This is a genomic window from Brachybacterium sp. GU-2 (genome assembly GCF_030866705.2).
In the GTDB taxonomy this organism is placed as follows: Bacteria; Actinomycetota; Actinomycetes; order Actinomycetales; family Dermabacteraceae; genus Brachybacterium; species Brachybacterium conglomeratum.
The window spans coordinates 334,088-345,899 of the sequence record NZ_CP133037.2; the positions used below are offsets into that span (position 1 = coordinate 334,088).

An 11,812-nucleotide genomic window follows, 5' to 3' on the forward strand; every position below is an offset into this window, starting at 1 on the left:
ACCCGCCCCACGGGGAGGAGACGACGATGAAGACCTACGCGGAGATGACCGCCGAGCTCGAGAAGCTCGCCGCCCACAACGAGCGACTGGTCAGCGGGCTGCGCTCCGCCCGCGCCCAGATCGTCGAGCTCAAGAACGACCTCGAGCGGGTGGGGGATCCGCCGAACTCCTACGCCACCTTCCTGCGCCGCTGCGAGGGCACCACCATCGACGTGCTCCACAACGGCCGACGACTGCGCGTCGCGACCGCGGCGAGCCTCGACCTCGACGCCCTCACCCCCGGCACCGAGCTGCGCCTGAACGAGGCCCTCGCCGCGGTCGAGGCGGTGCCGCAGGGCGACTCCGGCAATGTCGTGCCCGTCGTCGAGGCCCTCGCCGACTCGCGCGTCCTCGTCGCGGTCGCGCCCGACGACACCCGCGTGCTGCGCCGCGCGGGCGCCCTCGCCGAGGAGACCCTCCACCCCGGCGACCACGTGCTCGTGGACCTGCGCAGCCAGCTCGTGCTCGAGCGGATCGACCGCGCCGAGATCACCGATCTGGTGCTCGAGCAGGTGCCGGAGGTGTCCTTCGACGAGATCGGCGGGCTCGGCGAGCAGATCGAGGCGATCCGCGACGCGGTCGAGCTGCCCTTCCTGCAGCAGGACCTCTACCGCACCTACGGGCTGCGGCCCCCGCAGGGCGTGCTGCTCTACGGCCCGCCCGGCTGCGGCAAGACCATGATCGCGAAGGCCGTCGCGCACGAGCTCGTGCTGCGCAGCGCCGAGGTGCGCGGGGTGAGCGTGGAGGACGCGCTGGCGAACTCCGCCTTCCTCAACGTCAAGGGCCCCGAGCTGCTGAACAAGTACGTCGGCGAGACCGAGCGGTCGATCCGACTGGTGTTCGAGCGCGCGCGGGAGAAGGCCGCCGCCGACCACCCCGTGGTGATCTTCTTCGACGAGATGGAGGCGCTCTTCCGCACCCGCGGCACCGGCACGTCCAGCGACGTCGAGACCACGATCGTGCCCCAGCTGCTGGCCGAGATCGACGGCGTCGAGGGCCTGGACAACGTGATCGTGATCGGCGCCTCGAACCGCGAGGACATGATCGACCCGGCGATCCTGCGGCCCGGTCGCCTGGACGTGAAGATCCGGGTGCGCCGCCCGAACGCCCGCGCCGGCCGCGAGATCCTCGGCCTGTACCTCGGCGAGGACGTACCCGTGCGGGAGGACCGCGAGGCGCTGCTGGACCTCGCCGTGCGCGAGATCTACGCCGAGGGCCCCGCCACCGCCTACGTGCGGGTCGAGTACGCCGACGGCGGCCACGACACCCTCCACTTCCGCGACTTCGTCTCCGGGGCGACGCTGCGCAACATCGTGGACCGGGCGAAGAAGCTCGCCGTGAAGGACCAGATCGCCACGGGCGAGGTCGGCGTCGGCTCCGAGCACCTGACCGAGGCGATCCGGGTCGAGTTCGCGGAGAACGAGGACATGCCCTCGGCCGCCCATGCCGAGGACTGGGCACGGGTGACCGGACTGCCCGGACGCTCCCGCCGCCGGGTCGAGGCCGTGGTCCCGCTGCAGGACCGCAGCCGGCCCGAGGACGCCGCCGCCGAGGAGGTCTCCGCATGACCGAGCAGCACCGACCCGCCCTCACCACCGAGCGGGTGATGGGCATCGAGACCGAGTTCGGCGTGCTGCACGCCGACCTCGAGGACCGCGCCCGCGCCGGGGCCGGCAGCTCGATCCTGCTGTCCCATCTCGTCGTCGGCGCCTACGCCCTGCTCGACCCCGCCGAGGGGGAGCGCGGCCGGCGCGTGCGCTGGGACTACGGCGACGAGACCCCGCTGCGGGACGCGCGCGGCTTCGAGATGCAGCGCGCCGCCGCCCATCCCACCCAGCTCACCGACGAGGTGCGCGATGCCCACGTGCCGAGCGTCGAGCTCGACGCGCCCGTCACGGGCCCGGAGGTCGCGCCCGAGGGCGATGACGCCGAGGTCCTCGCCTGGGCCTCGCAGCGCTCGATCGGCAACGCGGTGCTGCGCAACGGCGCCCGCTGGTACGTCGACCACGCCCATCCCGAGTACTCCGCCCCGGAGGTCCTGCGCGCCCGCGAGGCCGTCGTCGTGGACCGGGCAGGGGAGGAGATCGCCCGCCGGGCGATGGGCATCCTCGCCGGCGCCGAGGGAATCCCCGAGGTCGCCCTGTACAAGAACAACACCGACGGCAAGGGCGCCTCCTACGGGACCCACGAGAACTACCTCGTGGACCGGGACGTGCCCTTCGAGCGGATCGTCGAGGCGCTGCTGCCCTTCTTCGCCACCCGGCAGGTGCTGGTCGGCGCGGGCCGCGTCGGAATCGGCACCCGCGGCGAGACGCCGGGCTTCCAGCTCTCCTCGCGCGCCGACTTCATGGAGGCGGAGGTCGGCCTCGAGACCACCCTGAACCGCCCGATCGTCAACACCCGCGACGAGCCGCATTCGGACCCGGGCCGCTTCCGCCGCCTCCACGTGATCATCGGGGACGCCAACCTGCTCGAGGAGTCCACCTTCCTCAAGCTCGGCACCACCTCGCTCGTCCTCGCCGCGCTCGAGGCGGAGCACCGCGCCGGGCGGCGGATCCTGCCGGACCTGGCGCTTGCCGACCCGGTGGCCGCCGTGCGCACGATCAGCCACGACCCGAGCCTGCGGGCGACGGTCCCGCTCGCGGACGGCCGCGAGCTCACCGCCCTCGAGATCCAGCGCGCCCACCTCGAGGCGCTCTCCACCGCGGCCGATGCGGCCGACGAGGAGACCGCCCAGGTGCTCCGCGCCTGGGGCGAGCTCATCGACCTCCTCGCCGAGGACCCGATGCGCGCCGCCTCCCGCGTCGAATGGGTCGCCAAGCTCTCCCTGCTCGAGCGCTACCGCGCCCGGCACGGCCTGGACTGGTCCGATCCGCGGCTGGGCATGGTCGACCTGCAGTACTCGGACCTCCGCCCCGGGAAGGGCCTGTTCGACAGGCTCCGCGCCGCCGGCGCCGTCGCCACCCTCGTGGGCGCCGACGAGGTCGAGGCCGCGATCACCACCGCCCCGACCAGCACCCGCGCCCACCTGCGCGGCGGGCTGATCTCCGGCCACGGCGCTCACGTCCCCTCCGCCGGCTGGGACGCGATCACCGTCGCGGGCCCTGCGGGCGGCCACCGGCTGCGCCTGGCGGACCCGCGCCTGGGCAGCGCCGAGTGGTGCGCCCGCCACGGCATCGACCCCGACTCCGACCTCGACAACGTGCTCGACGCGCTGCGCCGGGCCGTCACCGCATCCTGACCCACCCGCACCCCTGAAGGAGGACACCATGTCCCAGCAGTCCCTGAACGCCCCCGGCGGCGGCCCCGACGAGAACGCGCCTGACGACGAGACGCTGACCGGAGGCCAGACCTTCGCCTCCGTGCAGGGCACCGACGACCTGCTCGACGAGATCGACTCCGTCCTCGAGTCCAACGCCGAGACCTTCGTGCGCTCCTTCGTGCAGAAGGGCGGCCAGTGACCCGATGAAGCGCCGAGTGGGAGGTCTGGAGACCGAGTTCGGGCTCGTGTGCGTGCGCGCCGACGGCAGCCGCGCCCTCGAGCCGGAGGAGGCGGCGAGGGAGCTGTTCCGGCCGGTCGTCGCGATGGGCCGCTCCTCGAACGTCTTCCTCCGCAACGCCGCCCGGCTCTACCTCGACGTCGGCTCCCACCCGGAGTACGCGACCGCCGAGTGCGACGACTGGTGGGACCTGGTGGCCCAGGACCGGGCGGGGGAGCGGATCTTCGCCGAGCTCACCGCCCAGGCCGATGCGCGCCTGGCCGAGGACGGCCAGGACGCCCGCATCCACCTGCTCAAGAACAACGTCGACTCGGCCGGCAACGCCTTCGGCTCCCACGAGAACTACCTCGTGGACCGGCGCGGCGAGTTCACCCGCCTGCCCCGCTACCTGCTGCCCTTCCTGGTCACCCGCCAGATCGTCACCGGCGCCGGGGGAATCGCCCCCGCCGTCCCCGGCGAGGCGGGCGAGGGGGCGGGAGCGCAGTTCGTCTTCTCCCGACGCAGCGACCACATGTGGGAGGCGGTCTCCTCCGCCACCACCCGCACCCGCCCCATCATCAACACCCGCGACGAGCCGCACGGGGACGCGAACCTCTACCGGCGCCTCCACGTCATCGTCGGCGATTCGACCATGAGCGAGGTCTCCACCCACCTGCGCTTCGCGACCACCGACCTGGTGCTGCGCGCGATCGAATCGGGCAGGGCCCTGCCCGAGCTGGGCCTGGCCGACGACATCTCCGCGATCCGCGCCGTGGCCCGCGACCTCACCGGCGCCGCACCCCTGCCCACCGCCGGCGGCGGCACCACCACCGCGCTGGAGGTGCAGCAGCGCTGGCTCGACCACGTCGCCGACCTCGCCGAGGGCGAGGAGACCGAGGTGCTCGAGAGCTGGCAGAACGCCCTGGACGCGGTGCGCACCGGGGACCGGTCCTGGGCGGCGCAGAACCTCGACTGGGCGATCAAGGAGCGGCTGTTCACCCAGGTGAGGGAGCGTCGCGGCATCGACCTCGAGGACCCGGCGATCGAACGGCTCGATCTCGCCTATCACGACATCGACCCCGCCCGCGGCGTGTTCTTCGCGCTGCAGCGACGGGGCCTCGCCCCCGCGATCCTGCCCGAGGAGCGGATCGAGCGGGCCCGCACCGTCGCCCCGACCACCACCCGCGCCCACCTGCGCGGCCAGGTGGTCACCGCCGCCCAGGAGCACGGCGTGGACCACGTCGTGGACTGGACCACACTGCGGCTCACCCGCCGCGGCGCGATGCCGGTGCAGGTCATGGACCCCTTCGCGACCGAGCTGCCCGCCGTCGACGCCCTGCTGGCGGAGATCCGGGAGCAGGGCGCCCCCGCCGCCGAGACGCCGCTCGCGTGAGCACCGCCGTCGCGCGCATGCCGCCTGAGACGACAGCCACTCCCTGCCCCAGGCTCCGCCCAACGAGCGCCCCGTACCCTGGTGCGGTGCCCGCTCACGGGCTGCCGATCCGAAAGGTCCTCCATTGATCCGCCGCCGCACGCTGCTGACCACCGCCCTCGCCGCGACCGCCGCCATCGGCCTCGCCGCCTGCACCGACGACGGGAGCAGCTCCGACGCCTCCGACGCAGGCGGTGCCTCGGACGGCGGGGGCGACGCACTGTCGGGCGTGACCGTCAGCGAGGACCTCGGCACCGAGCCGACGGTCGAGTTCACCGCCCCGCTCGAGATCTCCGCGGCTCAGGCACAGGTCGTGGTCCCCGGCGACGGCGCGACCATCGCCGACGGCGACACCGTGATCTGGCGCCACCTGTACGTCGATGCGAGCACCGGGGAGACCTTGCAGTCCTGGTGGCAGGGTGGGCCGGCCGGCGGCGTGCAGGTCACCACAGACTCCATCGGCCAGGCTGCCTTCGACGTCTTCACCACGATGACCGTCGGCTCCCGTTTCGTGATGGCCGGCTGGCAGCAGGGCAACGACGGACAGGCATACTCGCTGCTCCAGGTCGGTGATGTCGACCGCGTCGTCTCCCCGCTGCGGGCCGAGGGCGAGCCGGGGGACCCGTCCGGCACCTACCCGAAGGTGACCCTCGACGACAGCGGCGCGCCGTCCATCTCGGGCCCCGGGGAGGGCGAGCCGCCTGCGAAGACCGTCCGCGAGCTGCTGATCCAGGGCACCGGCGACACCACCCGCGCCGGCGATTACCTCACCATGCAGTACTCCGGCTGGAAGTGGTCCGACGGCTCCGCCTTCGACTCCTCCTGGGAGCGCGGCGCGCCCTTCTCCTTCGTCCAGGGCGGCGGCCAGGTGATCCAGGGCTGGGACGAGAACCTGCTGGACCTCAAGGTCGGCTCCCAGGTGATGCTCGTGATCCCGCCCGCCGAGGCCTACGGGGAGGGAGAGCCCACCGAGGACAGCCCTCTGACGGGCGAGACCCTGATCTTCGTCGTCGACGTCCTCGACGCCGCCCACACGGCAGACTGACCCCTGCCCCCTCTCATCCACCACAGGAGGAACATCGCATGAGCGATCGCACCAAGCCCGAGATCGACGCCCCCGAGGGCCCCGCACCCACCGAGCTCGTCAGCACCGACGAGATCCTCGGCGAGGGCGAGGAGGCCGGCCGCGGCGACGTCGTCGACGTCCACTACGTCGGCGTCTCCCACTCCACCGGCGAGCAGTTCGACGCCTCCTGGGACCGCGGCGAGCCGCTGCGGTTCCAGCTCGGCGTCGGCCAGGTCATCACCGGCTGGGACCAGGGCGTGCAGGGCATGAAGGTCGGCGGCCGCCGCCGCCTCGAGATCCCCGCCCACCTCGCCTACGGCGATCGCGGCGCCCCGCCGGTCATCGCCCCCGGCGAGACCCTGATCTTCGTGTGCGACCTGGTGGCGGTGCACAAGCGCTGACCAGCACCGCCCACGGAGCGGCGGGGGAGCGCGAGGAGGGACCGGCCGACGGCCAGGCACCCCTCTTCGCGGCCCCCGCCGCTTCCGTCCCCGCCGCCGCGGAGAACGCCACCACCTCCCCGGACCGCCCCGATGCGGTCCGGGGTCCCGGCCTGCGCACCACCGCCGGTTTCGAGGTCGTGAGCGAGCTGCCGGTCGCGAGCGTGCGCCTCGTCGGCGTGCTGCCCCACCTGGACCGTCCCTTCGAGTACGCGGTCACACCCGACACCGCCGCGGCCGGTCCGGGCATGCGGGTGCGGGTGCGCTTCTCCGGCAAGGACACCGAGGGGATCGTGCTCGAGCGCCGCGCCGAGCCCACCACCGACCGGGCCCTCGCCCCGCTGCACCGCCTGGTCTCCGACGACGTCGTCGTCCCTCCCGCGATGATGCGGGTGTGCGAGGACGTCGCCGAGCGCAGCGCCGGCACCGTCGGCGACGTGCTGCGCCTCGCTCTCCCGCCCCGTCATGCCCGCGCCGAGAAGGCCGACCGCGCCGCGGCGGAGAAGGAGGCGGTCGCAGACGCACCAGCACCTGCCGAGGACGAGGTCACCGCGACCTCCGAGGAGACTGCGGCGACCGCAGAGGTCGCGCCGGCCGATGAGGCCGCGTCGGCGGAGGAGCCGGCGGCGTCGGACGGCGACGCCCGGGCCGCGGCGGCTCCCGATCCCCCCGCCGCACCGCGCCACGGGGACCGCTACCCGGGCCTGGCGGCCCTGCTCTCCCGTGCCGGGAGCGCGGAGGGCCCCGTGCCCCGCGCCTCCCTCGTGCTGGACCCCGTGGACCCGTGGACCGCGATCGCCGCCGAGTCGATCGCCGCGCTCGGGCCCGAGCGCGGCGCCCTCGTCATCGCCCCCGACCAGCGCGACGTCGCCCGGCTCTCCCGCGTCCTGACGGAGCGGGGCATCGCCCACGAGGTCCTCGCCGGCACCGAGGGACCCGAGAAGCGCTATCGCACCTTCCGCCGGATCCTGCGCGGCGCGACCCGGGTCGTGCTCGGCAGCCGCTCCGCCGCCTTCGCCCCCGTGCAGGACCTCGCCCTCGTGATCTGCTGGGACGAGGCCGACGATCTGCTCGAGGAGCCCCGCGCCCCCTACCCTCACACCCGTACCGTGCTCCAGTGCCGCTCCGCCGAGGAGCGCTGCGCCCTCCTCTTCCTCGCCGCGAGCGAGTCGGTCACCATGCGCGCCCTCACCGATGCCGGCTATCTCGCCCGCCTCGATCCCGTGCCCGCCCCCGTCACCGCGGTCCGCCCCCGCATCGTGGCCATGGACCAGTACCTCCGCGACCGCGAGGGCCCCTCCGGCCGCTCCCGCCTCCCGCAGGAGGCGATGCGCGTGCTGCGCAAGGGCCTCCAGGCCGGGCCCGTGCTCGTCCAGGTGCCGCGCACCGGCTACGCCCCCGCGATCGCCTGCACCTTCTGCGGCACCCGCGCCCGCTGCCCCGAGTGCGCGGCGCCCCTGTCGCAGCGCGGCCGGAACGGGCCCCTGCACTGCACCGTCTGCGGCCGACGGGAGGACGGCTACCGCTGCCCCGAGTGCGACCGCACCCACGTGCGCGCCATGGTCATCGGCTCCACCCGCACCGCCGAGGAGCTCCACCGCGCCTTCCCCGACGCGCCGCTGAAGGTCGCCGGCGGCGCCCACGGCCCGCTCGAGGACGAGGCCGTGCCCGAGCACGGGATCGTCGTGGCGACCCCCGGCGCCGAGCCCGCCCCGCCCGGCCGGTACAGCGCCTGCCTGCTGCTCGACGCCGACGCGATGCTGGGCCGCGCCGCCTTCGACGCCGACGTCGAGGCCGTCCGCCGCTGGCGCGGCGCCATCTCCCTGGTCCGCACCGCGGAGGAGGGCGGCGAGGTGCTCGTCGTCGGCACCTCGACCCTCCCCGCCATCCGCGACCTCGTCGCCCACCGCTCCGCGCTGTTCCTGGACCGGGTGCTGGAGGACCGGCGCGAGCTGGACCTGCCCCCGTTCCGACGTGTCGCCGAGGTGGTGGGGGAGCGGGAGGCCTGCCGCGGCTTCCTCGAGACGACCGAGCTGCCGGACGGGACCGAGGTGCTCGGCCCCGTGGACCTCGAGGGCCCCGACCAGGCCGGACGCTCCCGTGCAGTGCTGCGGATCGAGCCGCGCCGCTCCCGCGAGCTCGCCGCCGCGCTGCGCTCCGGCGTCGCGGCCCGCAGCGCCCGCAAGGACCGCGGCTCCCTGCGCGTCCGCCTCGATCCGCCGGACGTGTTCTGAACGATCCGCTAGTGTTCTGGATCACCGCCCGCCGCCGCGACGATGCGCTGAAGGGACCCCCACCATGGCCTCGAACGCCTCCCCGACGCCCGACCACCACGCCCCGGACCCCGCCGCCGATCCCGGGGACCGCCCCTCGCAGGAGGGACGCTCGGACGTCTCCGAGGGTGAGCGCGCCCCGGCCGAGACCCACCGGACGCTGCTGGTGCGCCGCCTCGGCCTCGCCGTCGGCCTGGTCGCCGCGCTCCTGATCTACCTCGTCATGCCCGCGGACGTCCCCCATGCCGCGACGCTGACCGCCGCGACCGCGGTGCTGATGGCCGTGTGGTGGATGACCGAGGCGCTGCCGATCCCCGCGACCGCGCTGGTCCCGCTGGTGGTCTTCCCGGTGCTGAACCCCGAGGTGGGCTTCGACGACGTCGGCGCCTCCTACGGCAACAACATCATCTTCCTGTTCATGGGCGGGTTCATGCTCGCCCTGGCCATGCAGCGCTGGAACCTCCACAAGCGCATCGCGCTGGCGATCGTCGGCGCCATCGGCACCAGCCCCGCCCTGCTGATCCTCGGCTTCATGATCGCCACCGGATTCCTCTCCATGTGGGTCTCGAACACCGCTACCGCCGTGATGATGCTGCCCATCGGCGTCTCCGTGCTGGTGCTCGTGAACCGGCTGCGGCTCGAGGACGCCGCCCGCAAGGGCGAGGAGCCGGGGGAGGGCGTCGACCCCGACCTCGAGGCCGAGGGATCGGCCGGTACCGCCAGCTCCGCGGTGCGCTCCAGCTTCGGCGCCGCCCTGATGCTGGGCATCGCCTACGCCGCCTCGATCGGCTCCCTCGCCACCATCATCGGCACCCCGCCCAACGCCCTGCTCGCCGCCCACATGAGCCAGGAGTTCGGGGTGACGATCGGCTTCGGCCGCTGGATGGTCGTCGGCGCCCCGATCGCGGTGGTGTTCCTGCTGATCGCCTGGCTGCTGCTCACCAAGGTCATGTTCAAGCCCGAGATCTCCGAGATCCCCGGCGGTGCGGAGCTGATCCGCGAGGAGCGGCGCGGACTCGGGAGGATCTCCTCCGGCGAGGTGCGCGTGCTGTCCGTGTTCGTGCTCGCGGCGCTGAGCTGGGTGTTCATCCCTCTGATCTGGCAGATCGCCGGGGCCGACGACCCGCCCATCGGCGATGCGGGCATCGCCATGATCGTCGCGCTGCTGCTGTTCGCGCTGCCCGCCGGCGCCGCCCGCGGGGTGCGCCTGCTGGACTGGGACGCGGCGGTGAAGCTGCCCTGGGGCGTGCTGCTGCTGTTCGGCGGCGGTCTCGCGCTCAGCGCCCAGTTCAGCTCCTCGGGCCTGACCGAGTGGATCGGCGAGGTCACCGCCGGGATCGGCGGCCTGCCCGTGGTGCTGATCGTCGCGATCGTCGCCGCGGGGACCCTCTTCCTCACCGAGCTCACCTCGAACACCGCGACCGCCGCGACCTTCCTCCCGGTCGCGACCGCGGTCGCCGTCGGCATCGGCGTGGACCCGATGCTGCTGGCGATCCCGGTGGCGCTGGCCGCGACCAGCGCGTTCATGCTGCCGGTCGCGACGCCGCCGAACGCCATCGCCTACGGCTCCGGCTACGTGCGGATCCCGCAGATGGCGTCGGCCGGGCTATGGCTGAACCTGATCGGCATCGTGCTGATCTCCGCCACGACCATGACCCTCGCCGTGTGGGTGTTCTCTCTCGTGTACTGAGCCGGGGCGGGCGCGCCCGGGGCGCTGACGTCGGCGCCCCGACCCCGGACCGCGGGGCCACGGCGCCGCGTGCGGGTGCTCAGGCGCTCCCGACCGACGTGACGGGACGGTCCTCGTCGCGCAGCAGCGCCGCGGAGACGAGGCCCGCGAGCACCACCGCCGCGCCCACCGCGGCGACGACCCCGCCCCAGCCGGCCCCGGCGAGCACGAAGCCGAGCGCCCAGCCGAGCACGCTCGATCCCGCGTAGTAGGCGAGGTTGTAGAGCCCCGTCGCCTGGGACCGTGCACCGGGCACGCGCGTGCCCGCCCAGCCGCTCGCGACCGAGTGCGCGCCGAAGAAGCCCGCCGTCATCAGCACCAGGCCGAGGATCAGCACCGGCAGGGGAGCGGCGAGCGTCAGCAGCAGGCCCAGCAGCATCATCGCCATCGCGCCCAGCATCACGGGCAGGCGCCCGTGCCGGGACGCGAGCCGGCCCGCGAGCGGGGACGAGGCGGTGCCGCCCATGTAGGCGAGGAACATCAGCCCGATCAGCGAGGCGGGCAGCAGGTAGGGCGGACCGCTGAGGTGGAAGGCGAGATAGTTGTAGACCGCGACGAAGCCGCCCATCAGCAGGAAAGCGCAGGCCAGCAGCGCCAGCAGGCCCGGGTCACGCAGCAGGGCGAGCAGCTGGCCCGCCCGTCCGCCCGGGACGGCCCCGCCCGATGCCCGCCGCTGCGGCACGAAGCGCCGCTCCCGCGGGGCGAGGGCCACGAACCCCGCCGCCGCGAGCACCGCCAGCATCACCACCGCGGTCATCCCCGCCCGCCAGCCGAGCACATCGGCGACCGGAGTGGCCAGCACCCGGCCGGACAGGCCGCCCAGCGTCGTCCCCGCCACGAACCAGCCCGCCGCGACCGCGCGCGAGCGCGCATCGACCTCCTCGGAGAGATACGCCATGGCCAGGGCCGGCACCCCGCCGAGCGCCATCCCCTCCAGCAGGCGCAGCACGAGCAGCAGCGGGAAGCTCGGCGACCAGGCCGCCGCCAGGGCCAGCACCGTCGCCGCGATCACGGCGAGGATCATGGCGGGACGCCGGCCGAGGCGATCGCCGACGAAGGACCACGGCATCACCGCCAGCGCCAGCCCGGCGGTCGCGGCGGAGACCGTCAGCGCCGCCTGCTCCGGCCCGATGCCGAGATCGGCGGAGATCAGCTGCAAGATCCCCTGCGGGGAGTACAGCTGGGCGAAGCAGGCGATGCCCGCGCAGACCAGCGCCAGCTGCATCCGTCGATAGGCGGGGGAGCCGAGCGCATGGCCCGGGATCGGGTCGATCCCGCTCATCCCTCGCACCGCGCTCGCCTCATGGCCTCCACTGTAGGCACGGCCCGACAGGAGCCGCCGGTGGGACCGTAG

Annotated in this window: 9 protein-coding genes; 8 read left to right on the forward strand and 1 reads right to left on the reverse strand. The window is 74.0% G+C overall.

Annotation, left to right across the window (positions count from 1 at the left end; all coding sequences use genetic code 11):
• Positions 1 to 26 precede the first annotated feature (26 nt).
• The 8 genes from arc (at position 27) to RBL05_RS01665 (ending at position 10,419) form a co-directional block, all read left to right on the forward strand.
• Positions 27 to 1,607 carry a proteasome ATPase gene (gene arc / locus RBL05_RS01630; protein ID WP_308740819.1) on the forward strand — a complete coding sequence of 527 codons (1,581 nt, stop codon included), beginning with the start codon at positions 27 to 29 and terminating at the stop codon, positions 1,605 to 1,607.
• Positions 1,604 to 3,280 carry a depupylase/deamidase Dop gene (dop, locus tag RBL05_RS01635; protein WP_308740818.1) on the forward strand — a complete coding sequence of 559 codons (1,677 nt, stop codon included), beginning with the start codon at positions 1,604 to 1,606 and terminating at the stop codon, positions 3,278 to 3,280. Before arc ends, dop begins: the two co-directional genes overlap by 4 nt.
• A gap of 28 nt (positions 3,281 to 3,308) precedes the next feature.
• Positions 3,309 to 3,500: a ubiquitin-like protein Pup gene (locus tag RBL05_RS01640; RefSeq protein WP_010551593.1), complete on the forward strand. Its 192-nt coding sequence runs from the start codon at positions 3,309 to 3,311 to the stop codon at positions 3,498 to 3,500.
• A gap of 4 nt (positions 3,501 to 3,504) precedes the next feature.
• Positions 3,505 to 4,911, forward strand: coding sequence for a Pup--protein ligase (pafA, locus tag RBL05_RS01645; RefSeq protein WP_308740817.1), 1,407 nt, complete (start codon positions 3,505 to 3,507; stop codon positions 4,909 to 4,911).
• Positions 4,912 to 5,035: 124 nt separating this feature from the next.
• Entirely contained in the window at positions 5,036 to 5,995 is a 960-nt protein-coding gene (locus RBL05_RS01650) for an FKBP-type peptidyl-prolyl cis-trans isomerase (RefSeq protein WP_308740816.1), read from the forward strand.
• Between the two features lie 38 nt (positions 5,996 to 6,033).
• Positions 6,034 to 6,417, forward strand: coding sequence for an FKBP-type peptidyl-prolyl cis-trans isomerase (locus RBL05_RS01655; RefSeq protein WP_010551590.1), 384 nt, complete (start codon positions 6,034 to 6,036; stop codon positions 6,415 to 6,417).
• Complete coding sequence (locus RBL05_RS01660) at positions 6,387 to 8,690, forward strand: primosomal protein N' (protein WP_308740815.1); 2,304 nt, start codon at positions 6,387 to 6,389, stop codon at positions 8,688 to 8,690. The genes RBL05_RS01655 and RBL05_RS01660 overlap by 31 nt, the downstream gene beginning before the upstream one ends.
• 64 nt (positions 8,691 to 8,754) lie before the next feature.
• Positions 8,755 to 10,419 (forward strand): SLC13 family permease, encoded by a 1,665-nt coding sequence (locus RBL05_RS01665; RefSeq protein ID WP_308740814.1) that lies wholly within the window; start codon positions 8,755 to 8,757, stop codon positions 10,417 to 10,419.
• 79 nt (positions 10,420 to 10,498) lie between these two features.
• Here the strand turns inward: RBL05_RS01665 and RBL05_RS01670 are convergent, their stop codons facing one another.
• Complete coding sequence (locus RBL05_RS01670) at positions 10,499 to 11,740, reverse strand: MFS transporter (protein ID WP_308740813.1); 1,242 nt, start codon at positions 11,738 to 11,740, stop codon at positions 10,499 to 10,501.
• Positions 11,741 to 11,812 lie beyond the last annotated feature (72 nt).